24 protein-coding genes are annotated in these 23895 nt (G+C 48.2%); 10 read left to right on the plus strand and 14 right to left on the minus strand.

All coding sequences use genetic code 11. The features are described from left to right. Positions 1-14: 14 nt before the first annotated feature. Positions 15-899, plus strand: a complete 885-nt coding sequence (locus GA0116948_RS18040; protein ID WP_089714796.1) for a lysophospholipid acyltransferase family protein — start codon at positions 15-17, stop codon at positions 897-899. Between the two features lie 138 nt (positions 900-1037). Here the strand turns inward: GA0116948_RS18040 and GA0116948_RS18045 are convergent, their stop codons facing one another. The 6 genes from GA0116948_RS18045 to GA0116948_RS18070 form a co-directional block, all read right to left on the minus strand. Beyond that, positions 1038-1412 carry a LysM peptidoglycan-binding domain-containing protein gene (locus GA0116948_RS18045; RefSeq protein WP_089714797.1) on the minus strand — a complete coding sequence of 125 codons (375 nt, stop codon included), beginning with the start codon at positions 1410-1412 and terminating at the stop codon, positions 1038-1040. Between the two features lie 7 nt (positions 1413-1419). Further along, positions 1420-1911: a BON domain-containing protein gene (locus GA0116948_RS18050; RefSeq protein WP_089714799.1), complete on the minus strand. Its 492-nt coding sequence runs from the start codon at positions 1909-1911 to the stop codon at positions 1420-1422. A 161-nt stretch (positions 1912-2072) separates the two neighbouring features. Then, positions 2073-3476: an MBL fold metallo-hydrolase gene (locus tag GA0116948_RS18055; protein WP_089714801.1), complete on the minus strand. Its 1404-nt coding sequence runs from the start codon at positions 3474-3476 to the stop codon at positions 2073-2075. Positions 3477-3679: 203 nt separating this feature from the next. Then, positions 3680-4039: an ArsR/SmtB family transcription factor gene (locus tag GA0116948_RS18060; protein ID WP_089714803.1), complete on the minus strand. Its 360-nt coding sequence runs from the start codon at positions 4037-4039 to the stop codon at positions 3680-3682. Between the two features lie 219 nt (positions 4040-4258). Further along, on the minus strand, positions 4259-4933 hold the full coding sequence (gene tsaB, locus GA0116948_RS18065) for a tRNA (adenosine(37)-N6)-threonylcarbamoyltransferase complex dimerization subunit type 1 TsaB (RefSeq protein ID WP_089714805.1): 675 nt from the start codon (positions 4931-4933) through the stop codon (positions 4259-4261). A gap of 3 nt (positions 4934-4936) precedes the next feature. Further along, on the minus strand, positions 4937-5593 hold the full coding sequence (locus GA0116948_RS18070; protein WP_205686175.1) for a 3-hydroxyacyl-CoA dehydrogenase family protein: 657 nt from the start codon (positions 5591-5593) through the stop codon (positions 4937-4939). A 109-nt stretch (positions 5594-5702) separates the two neighbouring features. Between GA0116948_RS18070 and GA0116948_RS18075 the strand changes: the two genes are divergently transcribed. Then, positions 5703-6083 (plus strand): RidA family protein, encoded by a 381-nt coding sequence (locus GA0116948_RS18075; protein WP_089714809.1) that lies wholly within the window; start codon positions 5703-5705, stop codon positions 6081-6083. A gap of 79 nt (positions 6084-6162) precedes the next feature. On the opposite strand, the gene GA0116948_RS18080 is transcribed toward GA0116948_RS18075, so the two are convergent. The 4 genes from GA0116948_RS18080 to GA0116948_RS18095 all read right to left on the minus strand — a co-directional run bounded on the left by GA0116948_RS18080 (position 6163) and on the right by GA0116948_RS18095 (position 11119). Further along, positions 6163-7740 (minus strand): L,D-transpeptidase family protein, encoded by a 1578-nt coding sequence (locus tag GA0116948_RS18080; RefSeq protein WP_165798526.1) that lies wholly within the window; start codon positions 7738-7740, stop codon positions 6163-6165. Positions 7741-7954: 214 nt separating this feature from the next. Further along, positions 7955-9505: an Rne/Rng family ribonuclease gene (locus GA0116948_RS18085; RefSeq protein ID WP_089714813.1), complete on the minus strand. Its 1551-nt coding sequence runs from the start codon at positions 9503-9505 to the stop codon at positions 7955-7957. Positions 9506-9956: 451 nt separating this feature from the next. Further along, positions 9957-10808: a tetratricopeptide repeat protein gene (locus GA0116948_RS18090; RefSeq protein WP_123891861.1), complete on the minus strand. Its 852-nt coding sequence runs from the start codon at positions 10806-10808 to the stop codon at positions 9957-9959. Between the two features lie 26 nt (positions 10809-10834). Then, entirely contained in the window at positions 10835-11119 is a 285-nt protein-coding gene (locus GA0116948_RS18095) for an HU family DNA-binding protein (RefSeq protein ID WP_089714817.1), read from the minus strand. Positions 11120-11311: 192 nt separating this feature from the next. Between GA0116948_RS18095 and mutY the strand changes: the two genes are divergently transcribed. From mutY to GA0116948_RS18135, 8 genes are all read left to right on the plus strand, one after another. Beyond that, positions 11312-12397 carry an A/G-specific adenine glycosylase gene (mutY, locus tag GA0116948_RS18100; RefSeq protein ID WP_089714819.1) on the plus strand — a complete coding sequence of 362 codons (1086 nt, stop codon included), beginning with the start codon at positions 11312-11314 and terminating at the stop codon, positions 12395-12397. Positions 12398-12453: 56 nt separating this feature from the next. Next, positions 12454-12861 carry a hypothetical protein gene (locus GA0116948_RS18105; protein ID WP_089714821.1) on the plus strand — a complete coding sequence of 136 codons (408 nt, stop codon included), beginning with the start codon at positions 12454-12456 and terminating at the stop codon, positions 12859-12861. Between the two features lie 90 nt (positions 12862-12951). After that, positions 12952-13416 carry a single-stranded DNA-binding protein gene (locus tag GA0116948_RS18110; RefSeq protein WP_089714822.1) on the plus strand — a complete coding sequence of 155 codons (465 nt, stop codon included), beginning with the start codon at positions 12952-12954 and terminating at the stop codon, positions 13414-13416. A gap of 156 nt (positions 13417-13572) precedes the next feature. Continuing rightward, positions 13573-14931 (plus strand): gliding motility-associated protein GldE, encoded by a 1359-nt coding sequence (gene gldE / locus GA0116948_RS18115; protein ID WP_240619251.1) that lies wholly within the window; start codon positions 13573-13575, stop codon positions 14929-14931. 6 nt (positions 14932-14937) lie between these two features. Then, on the plus strand, positions 14938-15537 hold the full coding sequence (gene gldD, locus GA0116948_RS18120; RefSeq protein WP_240619252.1) for a gliding motility lipoprotein GldD: 600 nt from the start codon (positions 14938-14940) through the stop codon (positions 15535-15537). Between the two features lie 70 nt (positions 15538-15607). Then, positions 15608-16189, plus strand: coding sequence for a DUF3109 family protein (locus tag GA0116948_RS18125; protein WP_089714827.1), 582 nt, complete (start codon positions 15608-15610; stop codon positions 16187-16189). A 168-nt stretch (positions 16190-16357) separates the two neighbouring features. Continuing rightward, on the plus strand, positions 16358-17734 hold the full coding sequence (locus tag GA0116948_RS18130; RefSeq protein ID WP_089714829.1) for a LutB/LldF family L-lactate oxidation iron-sulfur protein: 1377 nt from the start codon (positions 16358-16360) through the stop codon (positions 17732-17734). 153 nt (positions 17735-17887) lie between these two features. Further along, entirely contained in the window at positions 17888-18091 is a 204-nt protein-coding gene (locus GA0116948_RS18135; RefSeq protein WP_089714830.1) for a YqaE/Pmp3 family membrane protein, read from the plus strand. A 6-nt stretch (positions 18092-18097) separates the two neighbouring features. Here GA0116948_RS18135 and GA0116948_RS18140 read toward each other — a convergent pair whose 3' ends face one another. The 4 genes from GA0116948_RS18140 to GA0116948_RS18155 all read right to left on the minus strand — a co-directional run bounded on the left by GA0116948_RS18140 (position 18098) and on the right by GA0116948_RS18155 (position 23878). After that, positions 18098-19516, minus strand: a complete 1419-nt coding sequence (locus GA0116948_RS18140; RefSeq protein ID WP_089714832.1) for a carboxypeptidase-like regulatory domain-containing protein — start codon at positions 19514-19516, stop codon at positions 18098-18100. After that, on the minus strand, positions 19509-20084 hold the full coding sequence (locus tag GA0116948_RS18145; protein ID WP_089714834.1) for an RNA polymerase sigma factor: 576 nt from the start codon (positions 20082-20084) through the stop codon (positions 19509-19511). The genes GA0116948_RS18140 and GA0116948_RS18145 overlap by 8 nt, the downstream gene beginning before the upstream one ends. A 191-nt stretch (positions 20085-20275) precedes the next feature. Continuing rightward, complete coding sequence (gene purH / locus GA0116948_RS18150) at positions 20276-21793, minus strand: bifunctional phosphoribosylaminoimidazolecarboxamide formyltransferase/IMP cyclohydrolase (protein WP_089714836.1); 1518 nt, start codon at positions 21791-21793, stop codon at positions 20276-20278. 12 nt (positions 21794-21805) lie between these two features. Beyond that, complete coding sequence (locus tag GA0116948_RS18155) at positions 21806-23878, minus strand: ComEC/Rec2 family competence protein (RefSeq protein ID WP_089714837.1); 2073 nt, start codon at positions 23876-23878, stop codon at positions 21806-21808. Between the last annotated feature and the right edge of the window lie 17 nt (positions 23879-23895).

Consider the following 23895-nt stretch of genomic DNA (forward strand, 5'->3'; position numbering starts at 1 on the left):
TTTAACATCACTGAATGTATTATATTCTCCTTGGCATATGTTACCTGCTGGCTGCCCTTCCGTTCTTTATTTTATATGGAATCAGCGATTTTTGCTACCTGCTGGTATACCATGTATTCGGATACCGCAAGGCCGTGATCCTGGCTAATCTGAAGCAGGCCTTCCCGGAGAAAACAGATGCCGAAATAAAAACACTGGCGGCAAAGTATTACCGCAACCTTACCGACATGATGGTGGAAACCATCAAACTACTCACCATCAGCAAGAAAAACCTGCAACGCCGCTTCGATTGCGACCTCACCGTGCTGCACGACCTTTATGCCAAAGGCAAAAGCTGCCAGCTACACCTGGGCCATAATTTTAATTGGGAGTGGGCCAATGTGTTTTGCATGCAGGGCGTGGCCTTCCCCTTCCTGGTAGTGTACATGCCCCTGACCAATAAAACCGCCGACCGCCTGTTCCGTTACTTCCGGGAGCGCGCCGGTACCGTACTGCTACCCGCCAACGATATGAGCAATGCCATGGCCCCCTGGCACCAAAAGCAATACCTGGTTGCACTCGTGGCCGACCAAAATCCCGGAAATCCCCGCCGCACTTACTGGTATCCCTTCCTTAATAAAATGACCGCCTTTTACAAAGGCCCAGAAATGTCGGCCCGCCGGTACAATATACCAGTGGTGTTTGCTGATATCCGGAAAGTAAAAAGAGGGTATTACAAAGCCCGCCTGGTACTGGCATCCGAAAACCCAAAAAATACACCGGAAGGACAACTTACCGAACAATTCGTGCAATTTTTGGAAGCAAATATTCGTGAACAACCGGAGGTATGGGTATGGAGCCACCGCCGCTGGAAGCATAAATGGAAAGGGGAAATGAATGAGGCCAGCAAACCAGCTTAAACAAAATGTTTTCTTATAAAAACAAAAGGGCATTGTCATTGAAGAGATAACGCCCTTTTGTTTTTCCCATATCCAAAACCGCCATAGGAGTAAGTTTCAGGATATATTAATTTACCAGATCAATGACCTTGTCAATCCTTATGGGATCTTCAGTTTTTGTCCGGGGTGAATAAGATTGGGGTCTCTAATTGTGTCTTTGTTTGCCTCAAAGATAGCATTCCAGGTAAGGCCGGGATATAACTTGGCAATTGTACCCAAACTATCTCCAGGTTTTACCAAATACGTTTGTTGTTCGGTAATGCTTCCGGCCTGGGCAATGTCTAACACCAGGTCGCCTGTCTTCATTTCGGGATCTATAGATTCGTAGATCTGCCACACAGCCTCTTTTACTTCGGTGTTGGGGGCGGTGCCGCTTACATACAACACCCCTTCCTGTTCATGCACCTTTAAGCCGGTTACACCCTTTTTTTGTGCAAGGTCTATCAGCGATTGGTATTTTTCCTGCACTGCCATAATGAGATTATTTCAGGGTTAGCTGGTTATTTACTTTTTTAGGATGTGAGGCGTGTACAATCTGCATAATTTTACGCAGGGATGTTTTAGCTGTTTGGCCGGTTAGTGTTAACACTCCATTGCTGATGGAAGTGGTGATACCGGTAATACCATTGGCTGCAAAGCTGGAATCTACACTTTTGCGCAGGGCATCATCGGGTGAAATCTTTACGGAATCTATCGCTACCGGAGGGGCCGGTGACAGGGCAATGGTAACCTGGTTATCTATCTTTTTCACCCCTTTGATGTCCTGTACGGCAGTGGCAGCATCGGTTTTAGCGCTTTGGTCCACCACCTCTCCGCTGAGGGTTACCACTCCATTGGTTACCTTTCCGATCACGCCAGGACTAGTACTGGTAAGTTTTGTATTTACCTCCTCCTGGATATTTTCGTCCGAAGGTCCGCAGGCCACCAGGAACAAAGCCAGGAAGCCAGTCATTAAAAAGGTCTTTTCTCTCATCGTACATTGTTTTGGTGATGATACGTTGCGAACAAATATGTTCCAGGGTGATTACAAATGAATGGGAAGGTTTGTTCACGGCAAAAGCCCTTAGTACAGCTACCAATGCAAAAAGGCACCCCCTGATGGGTGCGCCTTTGCAACATTTAAACCTATAAAACTTAGTTCAGTACATTCTTTTCTTTCACTACTTCTAACCCCTTCTCTTCCTTCATCGCTTTAAAGCCACCGGCTACGTTACGCAGGTTGTGAATGCCTTCCCGTTTCAGCATAGAGCAGGCAATAATGCTGCGGTAGCCACCCTGGCAATGCACATACAAATTAAAATGCTCGTCCAGATCCGCCATGGAACCGGGATCTACCATGTCACTCAGGGTAAGGTTCAGTGCGTCTTTGATGTGACCATCGGCATATTCCGTAGGCTTGCGCACATCCACAATTATCAGGTGCTCGTCGTGGGGCAAATCCATCGCCAATTCATCCGGTTCTACCGTAATGATCATGTCTATCGGTTCTCCGGCAGCCTGCCAGGCGGCATAACTACCGTTCAGGTAACCAGTTACCTTTTCAAAACCCACACGGGCCATGCGCACCAAGGTTTCTTCTTCCTTCCCGGGTTCCGTTACCAGTACTATTTCTTTGTTAAATGGCAATAGGTTACCCACCCATTCCGCGAATCGTCCTTCCAGGCCTATGCTGATGCTGCCAGGTACATAACCTTCGGCAAAAGTATCGGCATGGCGGGTGTCCAATATTAATGCGCCATTGGCCACACGTTCTTTAAATTCCGCTATGGACAAGGGTTTCAGCGCTTTTTCCTTTACGGTCTTCAAAGCGCTGGCACCTTCCTGATTCAGTTTTGCATTAATGGGGAAATAGGCGGGTGGAGTAGATAGGCCATCCGTTACTTCGTTAATGAAGGCCGCTTTCTCTGTAGCCAGCAGGGCGTAGTTTGTTTTCTTTTCATCGCCGATCGTGCTGTAAGTACTGGGACCCAGATTTTTGCCACAGGAAGAACCTGGACCGTGTGCCGGGTACACCGTTACATGATCTGGCAGTGTTTTAATTTTGCTGTTCAAAGATTCGAACAGCATAGCAGCTAGTTCTTCTTTGCTCAAGTCGCCACTGAACAGGTCTGGGCGGCCTACATCGCCTACAAAAAGAGTGTCGCCGGTATAAATACTATGCGGCTCCTTGTTTTCATCGCGAAGCAGGTAGCAGGTGCTTTCCAGGGTATGGCCGGGCGTATGCAAGGCCTCGATGGTCACCTCGCCTATGTGAAATATCTCATGGTCTTTGGCAATGTAGGAAGGGAAGCTCGTCTCCGCCAGGGGGCCATACACAATGGGCGCTTTCGTAGCTTCCGCCAGCTCCACGTGGCCCGATACAAAGTCGGCGTGGAAATGGGTTTCAAAAATATATTTAATCGTAGCATTGCGCTCTTTGGCAAGGGCTATATACTCATCAATATCTCTTAACGGATCTATCACCACTGCTTCTCCCCCCGATTCTATAAAATAGGCAGCTTCAGATAAGCAGTTAGTGTACAATTGCTTTACGAACATTGGCTCATAATTTTTACAAAAATACGAATAAATCGGAGCCACACCCATGGATAAAATCTATTCCCCCTGTGGCAGTTTCCAATAGCACCTTTCAATTATAACTGAATTTATAAGGCTGCCAACGCCCCATCGCACCCCAAAATGAAACTGCCTTCCCAGTCCGGGAAGGCAGTACATAAAATTTTTATAGAACAAACTGCTTATTAACCTACCAGTTCTTCTACAAATTTGGCAACTTCGGCTATACGGCCTTTGTTAATCGTATAGTGAATAAATTTACCATCTCTTTCAGTAATCACAATACCGGCCCTTCTAAGAATAGCCAGGTGCTGGGAAGCCACTGACTGCTCCAGGCGCAATTTAACGTAGATCTCTGTTACCGTCATTTTCTTATGATCCTCCAGTAGGCGAATCATTTGCTGACGTAACTTGTGATTGATCGCACGTAATACCATCGCAGCTTTCTTAACTGCAATGTAATCCAATTTGATCTGATCTTTTTCGCTGTTACCCCTAGAAATAATAAGCGTATTAGAAGAGGTTGTCAATAATGTTTTTTCCATCGCTTAAACAGTTTTTAAAAATGATGAATAAAGGGATCAACGGACAGTAAATCGCAACATACTAGAAAATAGCTGCGGATTATCGATTGATACAAAACTATAATATCTATCACAATAAAAAAAATTTCTATACCTTATTTTTTCATATATAAAGGTCGTCACTTGCGAAAAAACACTTATTTGACAATTCCGTGACCAAACTTGAAGCTTTGTTCTTTTTTATTTCAACGGGTGATAAAACGCCTTTAAATAATGAGGCGAAAAGTAGGCCACATCCTCAAAGCGGCCTCCAGCATATATTTGCTCTGCAAGTGGCACCATGTGGGCGGCGCTGATCTGGTAAGGCAGGAAAGCTGCCTGGGGCGATTTTTCCATGAGTGCTTCCCATTTTGTACTCCCATCACCAAAAAAGTAAATACGATGGGTAGCCAGCCATTCCTGGAAATTGTCTGGCGAGAGGATGAGGGCCTCCCCTGGTACAATGGTTTCCAGCCGGGCATTATATATTGCGGTAAATACCTCCATCCGGCGTGCATCTATCATAGGGCAGTACAATGCTTCGGCGTCTTGCTGCTGTAAAAGGGCACCCTGTGCCATGAGCTGTAAGGTGCTGACGCCAATGAGCGGCTTCTGCCAGGTATAACAAAGTCCTTTGGCCGTGGCCAACCCAATGCGTAGCCCTGTATAAGAACCCGGCCCTGCGCTCACTGCGATGGCGTCTAGCTCCTGCCCCTGCATGCCCTGGCCCTTCAAAACTTGTTGCACAAATAAAGTAATGGAGGCCGCTTGCTCCCGCTGCTCGGGGTTTTCTAGCAATTGTAAAACCTGCCCGTCTTTTGAAAGGCATACCGAACCCACGGTGGTGGCGGTATCTATGTGTAAGATGGTTGCCAATGTTTATGATTTTATGGTGAATGCTTCTGCTGCCAGCAGGGGGCAGATAGCGTAACGGGCCAGCCCTGTAGCAGCTTGCACGGCCTGCAATATGCCATATACCTGGTCCAGTCCTATTTTTGTGCTCCACTCAAAAGGGCCAAACGGGTAATTAGTACCTAGCTTCATGGCCATGTCTATGTCTTCCCGACTAGCCGTACCTTCCTCCACGGTAAAGTAAGCTTCATTAATAATCATGCTCACCACACGGGGCGTTACCATACCTGGCAGGTCTTCCACCCTTTCATACGCCCATTGCAGCATACCCGCCATGGCCCTCCACTTTTCCCACAGCGCCGCATGGCTGCAAGATACCTCCAGCACCAGCATATGCCCAAAGCCAGGCAGCCAGTTGCAGCCAATGATGTTGCCAGCATTATAATGTTTGGTAATTGCCTGGAGCGAAGTCTTCACCACGTTACCCAAAACCATTGTTTCCGGATATTGGGCATAGTGGCTGGCATTGCCCGGCGTATCGTCCAGCGAAAGGTCGATGACCATCGTGTAGGCTGTTAGGTCTATATGATCAATGGCTGCCTGGTACAATGTATTGCAACCGGAAAAATTTCTTTGTTGCAATGCCTGCCAGCGGGCGGCATCACCTGTCACAAGGATGTTCATGGCCTGTCGCATTTAAAGAACGAAATTAGGGAAAAGCATTCTTTGTTGGCCGGGGAAAACTACACAAACACACATTGCAGCTTGCGGCATTTTGCCTTAATTTTATCGCATGGAAAAACAGATCATTCAATCCAGCAATGCGCCCGCGCCTATCGGGCCATATAGCCAGGCTGTAAAAGCCGGCGGTTTCGTATTCGTGTCCGGCCAGGTTCCTATAGACCCTGCCACCGGCAACCTGGTAACCGGTGATATCGCCACAGAAACTACCCAGGTAATGGAAAACCTGAAAGCCGTACTCACCGCTGCCAACCTTACGTTCAACGATGTGATTAAAACCACCATCTTCCTCACCAAAATGAGCAACTTTGCTGCGGTGAATGAAGTATATGGTCAATACTTCAGCGATAATTTTCCTGCGCGGGAAACTGTAGAAGTATCCGGTCTGCCCAAAGGCGTGAACGTAGAAATTTCCGTGATAGCGGGTGCTTAATAAAAAGCTCTCAAAATAAATCGTCGCTTTGCAGCCTTGGCGGCTATAAAGCGACGATTGTTTTTTACAAAGGTCCTCCCTATTTGGCAAAGAGCAGTTTGGCCAGTTCTGCATCGTGGCCATATACATCGCTGCGCATATTCAGGCGGCCCTGCGAATCTACAAAAGCCGTAAAGTAGCTGATGTACACAGGCACCTGCTCATCCCCTTTTAGCTGAACATATTTTTCTTTACCGGCGTTCATGGCAGTATGTATCTTATCGGCATTCCATAAGCTGTCTTTACGCAGCACCCAATTGGCCAGTTTTTCCGGCTCCTGAACACGTATGCAGCCATGGCTGAAAGAGCGGTCAGTGGCATTGAACAGGCCTTTGCTGGGCGTGTCGTGTAGGTAAATATTGTATTCGTTGGGGAACAGGAATTTCACTTTACCCAGCGAATTTTTACCACCCGGTTTCTGGCGGATGATGTAGGGAAAATTACTGCCGCTGTATTTATTAAAATTCACACCGCTTACAGGTTTGCCAGTGCCGGTTACCACTTCCATGTTTTCGCGTGCCAGGTAACCGGGGTTGCGTTTCACCGCTGGAAGTACTTCATGAGCCAGTATGCCGGGGGCCACGTTCCAGTAAGGACTGAATACTACGTATTGCATTTTTTTGGTGAAGATCACCGTACTGCCGCCTGGTTTGCCCACTACTACATTACAGTTCCAGGCCAGCTTACCATCTTCGTACACATATAATTTATATGCCGGAATATTTACCAGGAGGTAGTCGCCGCTGGGATCTGCGGGTACCCAGCGCAGACGTTCCATGTTTACCAGGATTTGTTCCATGCGGTTTTTCAGGGGTACGTTCAGCGCTTTTACCACGGCGGGGGTAATTTGCCCATCTACCTTCAGGCCCATGCGATCTTCAAAGTTACGCAGTGCACTATCCAGGGCGGGGGTAAAGGAAGCGGAGGTATCTGCATCAGGCAGGTCGCCCAAGGCATGTAGTTTAATTTTCACGGAAGTTACCACGGGCGATTGCTGACCGGGTTTGAGGATGTTTTTGCTAACAGCAATGGTATCCCATTGCCCGGCTTTATCCACATCCGCCAGTTTCTTCAGCTCATCGCGCAGTAGTTTGTATTGCCGGTTCACCGGTTCGTCGCTGGTGAAGGAACCTGATTTTTGAGAAATTACGCTTTGCAGGAGGCTGGCCATGTCCAGCTTTTTACGGGGAATGTACCAGTCCAAACCTTTAGTAGAATCGCTGGTTCTGCCGCCCCATATTTTATCGGCATATAAAAAGAAATGGGCAGTGAGCATCATTTCCAGTTGAGCAATGCGAGGGTCGCCGGGATGTACTTTACCACTATCTACGCCTACATCATTATACAGCGCGTCCAGCGATTTACTTTGAAGGCCACTGGTATCGTTGCCCAGTGCGGGGTCTGTGCGAACCATGTTCATGAAATTGCCTGCCTGTTCGGTAAGGCTGTCGTGGTCTACCCAGGCATAGTGATATTCCCGCTTAGCGTAGAAGTCGCGCACGTTGTCTGCGTAAGGTTTGTACAACGTGCTCGAGTCCAGGAAATGGCCAAGAGCATTACTGTCCAGCACCTGCGGCAGCAGATCCTGTTTGGTAAGCACCTTTTTATTGCGCTCCAAAGACGCTTTGCTGTTATTTTTTTTACCGCCATTTTGCTGACAGGCCAATAGGGTGCAGATTAAAAGGCAAATTGAGACCAGGGGAACATGCCGCATTGTCATTAGATAAGGTTTTGAGTATAGTATTTCCATTTGCCCAAAAACACTGCCAATTAAAAAAGGCTGACCCTTTGCGGCCAGCCCTCAAAAATGTTATGGTAAAAATGGTACAAGGCTAGAATTTAATCTCTTCATCATTTGCATCGAAGAAACGGTATTCCGTGAGGTGGTAGTTATTATCCGGCTTCAATTTTACCCAACGTTTAAACTTAAAGTACCATTTCCACTGCCGGCTTCCCAGGAAGCCCTTGGTGAGATAGGCGTACAATATGGGGTGTACGCGAATGCTCAGGCCTTTGTGCTGGTGGTTGATGAGGTAGAGTAAGTTTTTTTCGATGTCTTCCAGGATGAGCATAGAAGCCCCGATTTTGCCGGTGCCTTTGCAGGTTGGACAATCTTCTGCAACGGAGATGGTCATTTCCGGTTTCACGCGCTGGCGCGTGATCTGCATGAGGCCAAATTTGGAGATGGGGAGAATAGTATGTTTAGCGCGGTCCTGGGCCATGTGTTTTTCCATGGTTTCGAACACGGTCTTTTTATTTTCCGGCAACTTCATATCGATAAAGTCGATGATGATGATACCACCCAGGTCGCGCAGGCGTAGCTGGCGGGCAATTTCGGCGGCCGCTTCCAAGTTGCTGGCCAGGGCGTTCTGCTCCTGGTTGTTGCTGGAGCTTTTGTAGCCACTGTTCACGTCTATCACGTGCAGGGCTTCTGTGGCTTCGATAATAAGGTATACACCGCTATCCAGGTTCACGGTTTTACCAAAGGCAGATTTTACCTGCCGGGTAATGCCGTAATGGTCAAAGATGGGCGCTCCGTTATGATAATATGTAACAATATCTTGTTTTTCCGGGGCAATCTTCTGGATGTACGCGCGGGTATCGCTGTACATATTTTTATCATTGATCACAATCCGGTTAAAGCTTTCATTGAGCAGGTCGCGCAGCATGCTGGTGGTCTTGGCCTGTTCGCTCAATACTTTCTGTGGGGCCACAGCTCCTTTCAGGTTGGCCTGTATAATATTCCAGGTTTCTACCAGCGCGGTAAGGTCCTCATGGAGTTCTGCGGTTTTCTTGCCTTCTGCGGCAGTGCGTACAATCACGCCAAAGTTGGGTGATTTAATGGCCTCTACTATTTTTTGCAGTCTTTTACGTTCTTCTGAAGAATGAATCTTTTTAGAAACGGCTACAATGTCGTTGAAGGGTGTTAACACGATAAAACGGCCAGGCAAAGATATTTCGCAACTCAACCGGGGACCTTTGGAGGAGATTGGCTCTTTGAGAATCTGTACGAGGATGTTGGGTTTGCCTCCCAGCACTTCGGTTACTTTCCCGGTCTTAACAATCTCGGGTTCATTCTTAAACTTTCCAAAATCAAATCCCTCCGGGCTTTTGTCGTGCATAGCCAATTGGGTAAATTTGAGGATGGAACGGATATAGGGGCTAAGGTCTGTATAGTGCAGGAAGGCATCTTTCTCGAATCCTACATCTACGAAAGCAGCGTTTAGCCCCGGGATAAGTTTCTTTACTTTCCCCAGGTACAGGTCGCCTACCGAAAAATTTGGATTGCCGCTTTCGTGATGCAGCTCTACTAGCCGCTTATCTTCCAGCAATGCAATCTCTACACCGGTAGGTGCTGCATTTATAATTAGTTCCTTATTCAAGTGTCGTAAATTTTAGCCTTTTAAGCTGCACCATTGAAGGGGGGCATGGCATCCTGCGTAATAAACCTACAGGCTATGGCATCGCCAGATAGCAGCTAACAGTTGTAAGTTAGCATTTCTTCATTATAGTTAGCGATGAAGGATTTGCGCTCCAAGGGTTTAGCGATCACAGGTATTTTCCGGAAAATGGTCGACGGTCCGGTAAAAAAACCTGCATGACTCCGGCAATTTAATGATATAATCGCCAAAATCATGCAGGATGTATGAAAATTTTATCCGGTCTGCGCTTGTGTATACCTGTTTAAAGGCGGGGAAATGGGAGAAATTATTTTTTACCTTTCTTATGCCGGTTCTTTCTCAACCTCTTTTTACGTTTATGCGTAGCTATTTTATGTCTTTTTCTTTTCTTACCGCAAGGCATACTTGATTTTTTAAAATGTGAGAAATAAACTTATTTGGTATCGGCTATATAATCATCGATTTCTTTGATCAATGCCGGATCTTTTACATTTTGTTTGCAGCGCTCAAATAACTGCACTGCTTTTTCTTTGTTGCCCATCCCCTTGTATGCTTCTGCCAGTACGAATAAGGCCTTTACATTGTCCGGGTGATTTTTGAGAACGCCTTCCAGCCGGTCTATCGCCTTGTCATACTGACCGGAGGTGATGGCCAGGTTGGCCAGGGTAACCTGTGCGTCCAGATTTTCCGGGTTTTTCTCCACTACGGCACGCAGCTTACCTACCCCTACCATTGGTTCCCCACTTTGCATATAAGCAAGCGCTTGGGAAATCCGGAGCGAGTCGTTATCAGGATTCAATTCAATGGATTTATCGTAGAGGGCAATAGCCTGCTGCGCTTCCCATTTGGCAAGGTCCTGGTTATCGACTTGCTGTAGGTCTGTCAAAAATAAATTGGCTGCAAAGGTGAGGCTTTTTTCGGAATTTTCCAATTTGGCCGCTTCGCCGAGGTAATAGGCGGCCAGCGGCGGCTGGTGTAGGCTATCCCAGGCCGACGCAAGTTCGTGGAATACATTTGCCTGCTGGGCTTTTACATCGCCCCGCACCACTTTGTTTTCCAGTGATGTAATCTTAATCAGGCTGGAGGCCGGTACGTTTTGCTTGGCCTGCGCCAGCAAATCTTTGAAATCAATAGCAACACCGGGCTGCCCGCCACCCATCATAGGGGCTGCGGCAGCAGTAGTAGCAGTACGCTTGTCTGGCTTGGGCACAGTACGTCCAAATGCAAACAACAACACAACGGCAACAATGCCGACACCGGTAAGGAGAACTTGAGATTTTCGCACACCTAAATTATTAGGCTGCAAAATTACTAACTTTTAAGCTTCTTTACTTCGGCTACGAATTCTTTTGAAGGCTTGAACGCGGGGATGAAGTGCTCCGGGATCTCAACAGCCACATTTTTCTTAATGTTACGGCCTATCTTAGCCGCACGCTTCTTGGTAATAAAACTACCAAAACCGCGAATGTAAATGTGTTCGCCATTAGCCAAAGCCTCTTTCACTTCCTTGAACATAGCTTCAAGTGTTACCAACACATCAACTTTAGGTATGCCTGTTTTCTCAGCAATGTTGTTAATTAAGTCAGCTTTTCTCATATTGAAGCGGAGGATTACTTTGTTCGTAAAGTTATTTAAAAAAATTCTAATTGCTAACTTTCACCCAAATATATTTTATCTTTTTTCCTCATAACTGAATCATTGATAATTAACGTTCCTTTGCCATGCGGGAATAAAATAAAATCGCAGGAAATGCACTACAGTATTGAATTTCAACATACATAACCACTTATGAAACGGGCTGGAAAAGCTTTTTTTACCGAAAATCTGCTGATTTGGAACAGTGAAATTAATACCAGAAATATGCCCTGGAAGGGGGAGAAAGACCCTTACCGCATCTGGCTGTCCGAAATCATCCTTCAACAAACCCGCGTAGAACAGGGATGGCCCTATTACGAGCGCTTTATAAAGGCTTATCCCACGGTGAACCACTTGGCCCGCGCCAGCGATGATGAGGTGTTCCGCCACTGGCAAGGCCTGGGTTATTATAACCGCTGCCGTAATATGTTGGCAGCCGCCAGAACCATATCAAAGGATTACCAGGGTCAATTTCCCCATACCTATGAAAGTATACTGGCCCTTAAAGGGGTAGGCGCCTACACCGCTGCTGCTATTGCCAGCTTTGCTTATGGCTTGCCACACGCCGTGGTAGATGGTAATGTGTACCGTGTGCTGGCCCGCTATTTCGGCATACAAACGCCTACCGATACTACGGAAGGTAAAAAGGAATTTACCCTGCTGGCTGGAGAACTATTGGACAAAACACAGAGCGCCGCTTACAATCAGGCCATTATGGACTTTGGCGCGGTAGTGTGTAAGCCGCAACAGCCTGCCTGCTCCTCCTGTCCTCTCAGCACACAATGCCTGGCCTATCAAACCGGCCGCGTGGAGCAACTGCCATTGAAAACCAAAAAAATTATGATCCGGCAACGGTTCTTTTATTATATTATATTAATATACAACAAACAGGTATATATTCGCAAGCGAAAAGAAAAAGATATCTGGCAAAATCTTCATGAATTTATCTTGCTGGAGCAACCTTGCCCGGTTACACAGGCGGAGCTGCTGGCTTCCGAAGGATATAGGGCAGCACTACCCGGGGTAAGCTTTAAGGTGGAAGGCCTGTCGGCCCCGTATAAGCAACAGCTCACCCACCAAACCATCATTGCCCAGTTCCTGACCTTGCGGGGCAAAGGCAGGGCACCGGCGCTGGAAGGCTACCAACTGGTGCCGCAATCGATGCTGAACGATTATGCCTTTCCAAAAACAATCACGAGTTATCTTGAAAAAAGTGCACTGGGGCTTACGCTTTTTTAGGGAGTTGGCACACTTTTATCCTGACTTATATTAAACGTGGAGTTGGCCTTACCTACATGTTCCAACGCTTTTACCCAGGGATAGATGAGGCTTTGAGTTGCTTTACCTACGCATTCCATCACGTTTACCCAGGTTATGACTGGATGTTGTATGCCTTCTTAGTGAAGGGAGGATGCAGGCACACAGGGGTAAAAGGTCCGTTTTGCACCAATTCAGGTACCATCAAACAAACAATATCGCGGCATTCTCTTAAATCTGCTTGTTTCTTAAACAAAAATGCGAAATTGGAACTTATTCCACGTGCTCATTTCCGCCTGCACTACCGGCTATATCAGAAAGAGGAACACTTCCCGGTTACCGTAAAAGTGATGGTGCGAAAATGGCTAAAGATAATGGCATTCAATACGTGTCGTTTTTTGTTTAAAATCGGCCTGAACTTTGCATTTGCAGCCGCAGGAACGTGAAAAAAAAACGCTGGATCAAAAAAAACATTAACTTTAGAAAGGTGGTTTTATGAACGAAGAATTCATTATCAATAGCAAAAACCTACAATCATGAGAGGCGTCAATAAAGTAATGTTGATAGGCAATTTAGGACGGGACCCGGATGTGCAATTTTTAGAAGGTAACATCGCAGTAGCTAAGTTTTCCCTGGCTACCACCGAAACATTTAAAGACAGGGCAGGCAAGCTAATCTCCCAAACTGAATGGCATACAGTAGTACTATGGCGCGGGCTGGCCGAATTGGCCCAAAAATACCTGCACAAAGGCAGCCTCGTATACATTGAAGGACGCCTGCGTACCCGTAGCTGGGAAGACAAGGAAGGGAACAAGAAGTTTGCCACCGAAGTGGTGGGTGATAACCTTGTAATGCTGGACAAACGGCTGGACCTGAACAGTTCCGAACATGGCATCAGCAGCCACCAGGGCGGATCCGGCACCAGTAATAACGGCGAAACGTTCCCCAACATGGAACTGCCCCCCTCCATGAACGAACCTGCAGGCGACTTACCATTTTAATTACTCATTTTCTTAACTTTACATATCATAATATAGGTGCGCCCCTCTGTTTGGCCAACTTATATACCTATCTTTACTTCATATGGGAAAGCGATTCAATCACGCGGCTGAATTACTTTCCCTTATTTTTGAGTGGTTCTATTAAAGCACATTACTTTGGAAATCCAATCGGCAAGCATTTTATCCACCGGACATTTTTTATTACAGGCGCCACCCATTACGCCCAACGTAGTGGTTTACCTGCTCGTTATTTTCCTGGTACTCTTGCTGGCATTCATTGTATCCGGATCGGAAGTGGCTTTTTTATCACTAAATTATAAAGACCTGAACGTACTTAAAACCCGGCAAAACGTTTCTGGTAAACTGATCATCAAACTGCTGGAAAAGCCCAAATCCCTTTTAGCCAGCCTGCAAATTTCCAGCATCCTGCTCAGCATTGCCTTCATTTTTATTACCAATTATCTTTTCCAGCTACTCATTAAGTCTTCTACTACCGAGACTTTCCTGGAAATGATTTCCGTGCCCGTGCGGATTATAATCATCTGCGCCGTACTGCTGTTTTTCGGACAGGTATTGCCCCGCACTTGGGCCGCCCAGAATAACATTCGCTTTGCTACTTATTTTGCCTGGTTCATTAATATTATACACGCCACGCTGGAGCCGGTGAGCGATTTCTTCGTAGGCCTGAGTGGTAATATCGAAGACAAGCTTTTTCACCGCAACCTTGGCGCTGTAAACTACCAGGAGATAGACGATGCCATTGAGGCCAGTGTAGACGCCACCACCAGCCAGGAAGAGAAAAATATCCTGAAAGGCATCCTTAAGTTTGGCAACATTACCGTAAAACAAATTATGCGCGCCCGCCTGGATGTGAACGGGGTAGAGTACGACTCCTCCCTGTCTGAACTGATTAAGCGTGTAGCAGATTTGCAATTTAGCCGCCTGCCGGTATATAAGGGCAACCTCGATAACATTGTGGGCGTTATCCATACCAAAGACCTGCTGCCTTACCTGGATAAGCCAGATACTTTCGACTGGCACGAGGTGATGCGCCAACCTTTTTTTGTACACGGCCACAAATTAATTGAAGACCTGCTCGGCGAATTCCAGAGCCGCCGCATACATTTTGCCGTGGTGGTAGATGAATTTGGCGGTACCTCCGGGATTGTAACCCTGGAGGATATCATGGAAGAAGTGATAGGGGATATCAAGGATGAATTTGACGAAGATGAGTTCCACTACAACAAGGTGGATAACGATACCTATGTATTTGAGGGCAAGATCATGCTGAATGATGCCTGCCGGATCATGAACATTCGTCCGGACACTTTCGAGGCCGTGAAGGGCGAAAGCGATTCTATCGGTGGCCTGATCCTGGAACTGGCGGGAAAATTTCCCGAAGAAAATAGCGTCATTACCTATGGCGATTACGACTTTACCGTACTGGAAGTGGCCAAAATGCGCGTTCAGAAAGTGCAGGTGAGCTTGAAGCATGGCATTACCAAATCTGAATAAATTATCGTGAATACATTACTGCGTTTATTGGCCAGCAGCGCCCTGCTGCTGGTACTCCTTGCTGGTTGCGACCCGGTATTCACGCCTAAGCCAAGGGGGTATTTTAAAATGAAATTCCCGGAAAGAAAGTACCGCGTGTTCGATCAGCCGGGTTATCCTTATACTTTCGAGTATCCGGTATATGCCAACGTGGTAAAAGACTCTCTTTTCTTTGGCGAAAAGGCTGAAAACCCCTGGTGGATAAATCTGGAATTTCCTACACTCAATGGGAAGGTGTATATGAGCTATAAGGTAATCGGCGCCGGCGATAACAGCTATGAGAAGTTGGTGAACGACGCGTTTAAGCTTACTTATAAACATACCTACAAGGCATCTGCCATCGATGAAAAACCCATTCATACGCCCAATGATGTGTATGGCCTTTTCTATAATGTGTCTGGCGATGCTGCTTCCGCTAAGCAATTTTATGCCACCGACAGTGTGAAACATTTCCTGCGCGGTGCACTGTATTTCGATGCTACGCCCAATGCAGATTCCCTGGCACCCGTACACCAGTTTCTCCAGGAAGATATGTGGCACCTGGTGCAAACCCTGAAATGGAGATAGCGAGGGGGCTGTATTGCAAACACCCGCATTTCCTGTAACTTTGTGACAGCCTTCATGCCCGGCTTTTGCTATGATCATAATAGACGACAAATACATTAGTGACGAAATAGTAGAGGAGCAGTTCGTTTGCAATCTGAGCGCCTGCAAAGGAGCCTGCTGCGTGGCCGGCGACTGCGGCGCGCCGTTGAACAATGCCGAAACTAAAACACTTAAAAAGATTTATCCTGCCATTAAATCCTATCTCCGCCCCGAAGGTATCGCCGAGATAGAGAAAACGGGCTATCATACCATAGACGATGAGTATGGGTATGTAACGCCCATCGTGAATGGCGGTATCTGCGCTTATGCCACGGTAAATGAATACGGCATTACCGGCTGCGGCATCGAAAAGGCTTATAACGATGGTAAGGTGCATTTTAAGAAACCCATCTCCTGCCACCTCTACCCTATCCGCATCAAAAAATACGACAACTGGGAAGCCGTAAACTACGACCGCTGGGACGTATGCAAGGCCGCCTGTAAGAATGGCAAGGCCCTGAAAGTACCGGTGTACCGCTTCCTGCGCGACGCCATTGTGCGCCACTACGGCCAGCCGTTTTATGATGTATTGGATAAAATAGCCCAAAAGTCGTTCCCCCGCCAGGATCAGTAATTTTGTCCATTTATAATATCGTATCAGTTTTTGACAAGAAATACCGCGCCCGTGGCCGGATTTTTGTTTAAACTTGCAGCAGGATAATCATACGGCATGGCCCATGACGGCCTACTGCCTTTCAACGTTTATCTTCACTTCATTTACTACTAACTAACTGACCCGCATATGCACCCATCTGCTTCCACTTTCCTGAAGGCGAGTGAAGAAAAGGCGGCCGATTTGCAGCACCGGCAAACCATTAATTATAACATCGGGAAATACAACGCTGCCGTAGTAGGCGGCAAAAAACAGTTTTCTGATATCATGACCGCGCGCGAGCGGGCCAAGAATACCAAGTGGCGCGCCATTGAGCAACTCGACAAATACCTGGAAGATTTTGAATCTAACTTCATTAAACGCGGCGGGAAAGTGATCTGGGCGGAAACTGCCGAACAGGCCCTGGCCGAGATCCATGCTATTTGCAAGGCCAAAAACTGCAAGACCGTTGTCAAGAGCAAATCGATGGCCACAGAAGAAATTCACCTCAATGATTTTCTGGCCAAACATAATATTGAATCGGTAGAAACAGATCTGGGCGAGTATATCCAACAACTGGATGAAGAACCGCCCTACCACATTGTAACGCCGGCCATGCACAAAAGCAAGGAAGACGTTGCAAAATTATTTGCCGAAAAACTCGGTACCGACCCTACCCTTACGCCAGAACAGCTTACTCTGGTGGCCCGGGACACCCTGCGCGCCAAATATACCCAGGCGGAGATAGGCATTACCGGGGCCAATTTTATCATTGCAGACATTGGTGGCATTGCCATCACCGAAAATGAAGGCAATGCCCGCCTAACCACTTCCTTTCCCAAAACGCATATTGCGCTGGTGGGCCTTGAAAAAGTGCTACCCTCGATGAACGACCTGGCCCTTTTCTGGCCACTGCTAGCCACTTTCGGCACTGGGCAGCAAATCACTTCCTACAATACTATTATTACCGGCCCCCGCCAGGAAGGCGAAACCGATGGTCCTGATGAAATGTATGTGATAATCCTGGACAACGGGCGTACCAATATTTTGCAGGATGTGGAAGCCCGCGAGGCATTATACTGCATCCGCTGCGGCTCCTGCCTGAATGCCTGCCCTGTGTATAAAAATATTGGCGGACATAGTTATGCAACCACTTATAGCGGCCCCATTGGATCGGTGATTACGCCCTACCTGAAGGGGCTGGATAACTATATGCACCTGAGTTATGCATCGTCTCTTTGCGGCAACTGTACGGAGGTATGCCCTGTGCGCATTAACCTGCATGAGCTATTGCTGCACAACCGGCACAAGGCGGTGGAGGAACATTTCACCAGTGGCGGGGAAAAACTCGCCTGGTATGGTTGGAAGCAGGCCAGCCTGCACCGCAGCCTCATGAATGTGTCGGGTGGTAAAATGAAGAACTTCGTGATCAAGCGCCTCTTTGCAGGGGCCTGGGGGGCGGAACGCGCCCTGCCTATCTTTGCAGACAAATCGTTTAATCAACTCTGGAAGGAAAGAAGAAAATAAACAGCATATACGGCCTTGCTGGTGGCTGTAACTTACTTCCAGCTAGGATTATCCCATTGCAACACGAGCCTGCCGATTTTAAACCGGCAGGCCCGTGGGCTTTTTGGATCAATAGCTTTTTAGTATATTTATTACAACACAACGTTTCACCATATGACACTGTTAGCTATTTTGTTGCCCTGGTTATCCTTCATTTTAAGAGGTCGCATTTTAACCGGCATTTTATGCCTGCTCCTGCAAATCACCATCATCGGGTGGATACCGGCCGCTATCTGGGCGGTAGTATCGCTCAGTGAGGCCCGGGAAAACCGACGCAACCGGAAGCTTATCCAGGCTATTAAGAACAGTAACCGGTAAGGGCAATTATTTCTTAGGGCCAGGCATTTTCACGGCCAGTTTAACCTTTGCCGGGCGGTAGTCTGATGCTGGCTTCCAGGCCGGACCTTCTTTCAGTAACTCTATTACCTGCTGATCAACAAAATCGCTGACCCCACTCAGTACTTTAAAGTTCTCCAGTTTGCCGGTAGGCGTTACCGTAAAGATAATGCGCAGCCTTCCATTAGGGCTGCCTACTTGCTGAAGGTGATCGTCCAGGTAGCGGTGCAGGCTGTCGTACCCTGGTGCGGGGGCGGGGGCCTGATAGCCGGCGGGAGACTTAGCGTCTTTTCCGTAACCCACAACAATGGTTTCCGACAAGGCTTTATTGCTGGCTTTAAGCTGAAGCTTGTTTACCTGGTTAGATGCGAGCAACGTGGTGTCTATTTTATCGTACCCAATAAATTGCAATTCTATTTTCCGGGCGCTGTCGCCAGGGCCGGCAGGCAGGCTAAAAAATCCGGAGAGGTTGGTCTGCACTGCATTGGGCGACCCGTTAAAGCGCACCACCACCCCCGGCAGTGGCTGACCATTTTCATCCGCTACTATACCCTGGATGGTGGGCATACCGGATGAAATGTCTTCATTGAGCGACAAAATACTTCCTGCATCTGGCAAAACGGGCCGGGCATTCAAATTTTTCCGCTTGGTGGCATAGCCGGTTACCGTAATCGTATCTGCCGCCTGGTATCTACCTAATGTCCTAACTTTTTGCAGTGCTGCGGGCGGGGTTTTCGTGATGGCCAGGCCGGGGGTGGCGTTGTCTAGTGTGGCCACCACCGTAGCGGCGGGGGCAGGCGGTATCACTTCCTGGTCAGGTTTGTTTGTTTTATTGGCGCGGGCTTTTATCACCGGGGCTTGCAGTACCGGTGCGGGCTGAGGGGCAGGCATGGCTACTGCGGGCGCGGGCTGGGCATCTGCCAATGGCTGGGGCACACGGGTGTTGCTATCCAGGGCCAAGGGGCTGGTAGTAATAGGCTGCTGGGGCGGTGTCGTTATTTGTTGGGCAATGGGTGTTTTGGGTGCAGGACCATTATACAGCCATTCGTAGCCACCAGCGGCCAGCAACAACAATACTGCAGCAGCCACCGCCCATCGGTAATTAAAAGGCCGGATCTTTACCACGGGGGAGGCAGACCCTGGCGTGGCAGCAGGCATTGCTACGGGTGAAACGATATCCTCCTCCCTGTCCACCCTTTGTGCCAGGAGGCTTTCCAGGTGGGCCATCTGGGAGGTCTGGCCTTCAGGGTACTCCTCATACCCTTCCAGGGCCTCTGCCAGGAAGGGGTCGGACAAGGCCTGTTTTTCCAGGGCATGCATAGCCGCATCGTCCAGCTCACCGGCGAAGTAGCGACGGATCAGGTCCGCAGTTACCAGTGGGTTTATATTTGAACGTTCGTTATCCATGCTGATCCATACAGATTTTGAGGTTTCGCTTTCCGTTTTGTATATAACTTTTTACTTTATTCATTTCATATCCCGTAAGCTCTACCACTTCGCGGTAGCTTTTTTCCTGGAGGTAAAAAAGCTGTACGCTTTTCTTTTGTTCGGCGGGCAGGCGTTCCAGGCATTTTTCCATAGACTGCAAGTGGTCTTCCAACTGGTATTCGCTGTCATGATGTGCCGCTTCCCCCATTTCCATAAAACTCCCTTCTATCATGGGTACTTCCAGGCCCTGGCGGTTTTTCATGGCCCGCAACTTCATGAGGCAGTGGTTGCGGCTCAGCACGTGCAGCCAGCTTTTAAAATGCTGTATTTCGTGTTGCTTCACCTTACCGATCAGCTCTTCGAAAATCTGCATAACAGCATCCTGGGAGGAGGCTTCGTCCAGGTACTTCAGGCATACCCCATACACCAGCGTCATGTAGCGCTGGTACAGGGCAGACAGGTATTCCAGCTTCCCGGTTGTTTTATACTCCTGGATAAGCATGGCATCGTCTGCCGTGGTGAAAGTATGTTGCTGAATGAATTTCATGGGTGCCTGGCCGAAATATAGAGAAAATTTTGATGGTGGATGGGCGTTTTTATGGAATGGCTGGCAGCTCTTCCGGCTTGCCGGGTCTTCGCAGAAGTAGGTCTTGTTGAGGGAGTAACAACTGTGGCAGAGGTCTTGAAAGAACAGGCCGCCCTGATGGAGCGGCCTGCTATCTTAATTATTTTAATATATTAATGACGGAAGTGGCGCATGCCGGTAAGCACCATGGCCATACCGTGTTCCTTGCAGAAGGTAATAGAATCTGCATCGCGGATAGAGCCGCCGGGCTGGATCACGGCGGTAATGCCGGCATCGTGGGCAATGCTCACGCAATCATTAAAGGGGAAGAAGGCATCGGAAGCCATAACCGCGCCTTTCAGATCAAAACTGAACTGGCCGGCCTTTTCAATGGCATGGCGCAGGGCATCAATGCGGGAGGTTTGGCCACAGCCTTTGCCAATAAGTTGCTTATTTTTCACCAGTGCAATGGCATTAGATTTTAAGTGCTTGCACACCAGGTTGGCAAATGTAAGGTCGGCATGCTGCTCCGCAGTAGCGGGGGCTGCCCCTACTTCTTCCCACTTGTCAAAATTACCTTTGTCGCTGTCCTGTTCCAGTACGCCGTTCAGCACGTTCTTAAACATTTTGGCCGATTTGGCAGGCTGTTTTTGTTGCAGCAGAATGCGGTTCTTCTTTGCTTGCAGTACCTCCAGTGCATCGGCATCAAAACCGGGGGCAATGAGTATTTCAAAGAATATTTCGCTTACTGCGGAGGCGGTGGCTTTATCTACCTGGGCATTACATATCAGTACGCCGCCAAAGGCGCTTTCCTTGTCGCCAGCCAGGGCATTTTCCCAAGCATCCAGCAAAGTGGGGCGGGAGGCAATGCCGCATACGTTGGTATGTTTAATCACCACGAAGGTGGTTTCGGTAAATTCTGCGATAAGCTGACAAGCAGCGTCTACGTCTACCAGGTTGTTATAGGAAAGTTCCTTTCCGTGCAGTTTCGTAAATATTTCATCCAGTTTGCCATAAAAAACGGCTTGCTGGTGGGGATTTTCTCCGTAACGCATTACCTGGCCCTGTGGGGTAGACACCTGGAAGTAGGCTGGGGCCGGCTCATCTTTCAGGAAATAACCTGCTATGGCAGTATCGTAATGGGCGCATACTTCAAAAGCTTTCGCCGCAAAAACGCGCCGGTCCTGGAGACTGGTGGCACCGGCTTGTTCGGTGAGTACTTTTTCCAGGTCGGCGTATTGATCTTTGGAAGCCACGATCACTACATCTTTATAATTTTTACCAGCCGCACGGATCAGGGATACGCCGCCAATGTCTATCTTTTCGATAATGGTCTGCTCTTCCGTGGTGCTTTTCACGGTTTCTTCAAATGGATAGAGATCTACGATCACCAGGTCTATTTCCGGGATAGCATATTGTTTTAACTGCTCCAGGTCTTGCGGGTTATCGCGGCGGGCCAGTATGCCGCCAAACACTTTTGGGTGCAGGGTTTTTACCCGGCCACCCAGGATAGATGGATAGTCGGTGAGGCTTTCCACCGATACACAGGGTACGCCCAGGTTTTCAATAAATTGCTGAGTACCGCCGGTAGAGTAGATCGTAACGCCCTGCTCCCCTAATTTTTTCACAATGGCCTCCAGGTTATCTTTATAGAAAACAGAGATCAATGCTGATTTAATTTGCTTTTGCATGTATGGAAAAGATTAGAAATTTACAACGAAGGCCCCTTGCTCGGGAACCGAGAAGCAGCGCAAAGTTAGCGCCTCACAATCATTTTTCCATTGTTTGATTTTACCGGACGAACAAGAAGCGTCGAAAATAAATAGCTGCGTATCGAAGCTTTGCAACAACTGGCTGATATCCACATCTGGATTATGTGAAAGCAAAATGTAATCCGTCTTAAACTTTTTTATGGGCGATGCAGTGGGTAGCTTGTCCTGCACTATCACCAGGCGGTGGCTTGCAAAAGCCAGGCATTGCGCGCCGGGCAGTATGTACTGCCGCGCAATATACCGGGGCAACCGGGCGGGCAGCAGGTGTTGTTGCAGCAAAGCCGTATTGTTTAACACCTCAGGATCGCCGGCAAAGGTTACTTGCACGCCTTGTACTACATCTATCGCTGTATGGTGGTTTATATTGTACACCAGCAGGGTGCGCTGGCTACGGGCATGCAACACATTATATAAATGTAGCAGTGCCGCCGCTCCCACAAAACACAGGCTCCAGCGGAATGCTTGGCGGTAGGCCAGCAACAACCAGGCTGCCAGCGCCAGCAAGGCCATATAAAGTAACCCCATCTCCCACCCGCTGATGTACAATCCATTTGTAACTGCATACGGCTGGCGGCTGATAAAATTCACCCAGGTATTCATAGTAAATAACAAGCCATACAGGCATTGGCCTACTACCCGCGCCAGCGGCATTATCCAGCCCAGGGCCAGTAAAGCTATGCACCCATACATTGCTAGTTCCGACAAGGTAACGGCCAGCAGGTTTGCAATTAAAAACAGGTTGGGGAACTGATGAAAGTAATACAGGCTTACCGGCACGGTAAGAATTTGGGCAGCCAGGGTGGTGGTAATCATATTCCAGCAAAAACGAGCAGCACGCCCCTTCACCCGCCATAGGCCAGCCATAGGCCGCTGAAACAACATAAGGCTTAACACTGCGCCGTAAGACAACTGGAAACCCACGTCCAGCAAGAACCTTGGCTGATAACATAATAACACGAACGCCGACGCGGCGAGTAGATTATACCGGTTCGTATAGCGATGTATAGACAGCCGCTCCAGGGTAATGAAGGTATACATTACCGTGGCCCGCAACACGGAAGCGCTGCCCCCGGCCAGCAAGGCAAACCCCCATAACACCAGCAGGATGGTAACGGCTTTTATTGGTTTCGACAACCGTCTTTGGGGCAATGCCTGCCATAACCACAACAATGCCTCATATAGCAGCAGCAAGTGCATGCCGGAAATAGCAATGATATGCACCACGCCAGCCTGTGTGTAATCCTGCACTAATAATTTATCCAGGTCGTCCTTATAGCCAATGAGTAAAGCCTCTGCCAGTCCAGCCTCACGGGGTGAAGGGATGTAAGCCTGGAAGGTGTGTACGCAATATTGCCGGCAGCGGTCCAATATTTCCTGGTACCAGGGCAAATGTCCTCCCGGCAGCACCTGCGTGCGGGCAGGGGTAAGCCATACCTGGTGAAAAATATTTTGCCCGGCCAGGTAGCTTTCATAATCAAAGGCCCCTGGATTGCCACTGTTGCGAATGGGCTGCATTAGTGCTTCACTGAGGATGCGATCGCCGGAATGCAGGTTGATATTGGGTTTTAAGTAAATTAATAACTCACCCATGGCAGGCCGCAGGGCGCCATTGTGTACCATACCCAGTACACAAGCGGTGGTTTTATAGCCGTAAGGTTTTTGCTGAAGCGGCGCATCGATGGTGCATACGAACTGACAGGTGTCTGAAAGCTGGCGGCCATACCAGCGGTCATCATGGCGTACATCTTTTTGCCAGGCCACCCAGGAAGCACATTGCATCACCAGGGCAAACAGCAGCAGGCCCTGAACGGGCGATAAAAAATATTGCCGGGCTATAGGCAGGTATGTGAAAGCAAATAATGCAGCGCAAATAACCACCACAGCAACCCCACTGAACACAGGCGTTTCCGGCCAATACCACTGCCATATTAACCCTAGTATCCAGGGCAGCAGCAAGCGCACAAAGGGTGCCTTTTTAAAAAATGTAGCGACAAACAACTGCAAGAGATTAACAAAATTTG

Origin of the sequence: Chitinophaga costaii (genome assembly GCF_900094705.1) — a bacterium.
GTDB classification, from domain to species: Bacteria; Bacteroidota; Bacteroidia; order Chitinophagales; family Chitinophagaceae; genus Chitinophaga; species Chitinophaga costaii.

Coding starts and splice junctions, on each gene's coding strand:
- mutY (WP_089714819.1), top strand. CDS start 11,312: ATGAAACGGGCTGGAAAAGCTTTTTTTACCGAAAATCTGCTGATTTGG.
- GA0116948_RS18125 (WP_089714827.1), top strand. CDS start 15,608: ATGATCATAATAGACGACAAATACATTAGTGACGAAATAGTAGAGGAG.
- GA0116948_RS18110 (WP_089714822.1), top strand. CDS start 12,952: ATGAGAGGCGTCAATAAAGTAATGTTGATAGGCAATTTAGGACGGGAC.
- GA0116948_RS18135 (WP_089714830.1), top strand. CDS start 17,888: ATGACACTGTTAGCTATTTTGTTGCCCTGGTTATCCTTCATTTTAAGA.
- GA0116948_RS18060 (WP_089714803.1), bottom strand. CDS start 4,039: ATGGAAAAAACATTATTGACAACCTCTTCTAATACGCTTATTATTTCT.
- GA0116948_RS18070 (WP_205686175.1), bottom strand. CDS start 5,593: ATGAACATCCTTGTGACAGGTGATGCCGCCCGCTGGCAGGCATTGCAA.
- GA0116948_RS18040 (WP_089714796.1), top strand. CDS start 15: ATGTATTATATTCTCCTTGGCATATGTTACCTGCTGGCTGCCCTTCCG.
- GA0116948_RS18105 (WP_089714821.1), top strand. CDS start 12,454: ATGTTCCAACGCTTTTACCCAGGGATAGATGAGGCTTTGAGTTGCTTT.
- GA0116948_RS18055 (WP_089714801.1), bottom strand. CDS start 3,476: ATGTTCGTAAAGCAATTGTACACTAACTGCTTATCTGAAGCTGCCTAT.
- GA0116948_RS18050 (WP_089714799.1), bottom strand. CDS start 1,911: ATGAGAGAAAAGACCTTTTTAATGACTGGCTTCCTGGCTTTGTTCCTG.
- GA0116948_RS18145 (WP_089714834.1), bottom strand. CDS start 20,084: ATGAAATTCATTCAGCAACATACTTTCACCACGGCAGACGATGCCATG.
- GA0116948_RS18095 (WP_089714817.1), bottom strand. CDS start 11,119: ATGAGAAAAGCTGACTTAATTAACAACATTGCTGAGAAAACAGGCATA.
- GA0116948_RS18140 (WP_089714832.1), bottom strand. CDS start 19,516: ATGGATAACGAACGTTCAAATATAAACCCACTGGTAACTGCGGACCTG.
- GA0116948_RS18075 (WP_089714809.1), top strand. CDS start 5,703: ATGGAAAAACAGATCATTCAATCCAGCAATGCGCCCGCGCCTATCGGG.
- GA0116948_RS18130 (WP_089714829.1), top strand. CDS start 16,358: ATGCACCCATCTGCTTCCACTTTCCTGAAGGCGAGTGAAGAAAAGGCG.
- purH (WP_089714836.1), bottom strand. CDS start 21,793: ATGCAAAAGCAAATTAAATCAGCATTGATCTCTGTTTTCTATAAAGAT.
- GA0116948_RS18045 (WP_089714797.1), bottom strand. CDS start 1,412: ATGGCAGTGCAGGAAAAATACCAATCGCTGATAGACCTTGCACAAAAA.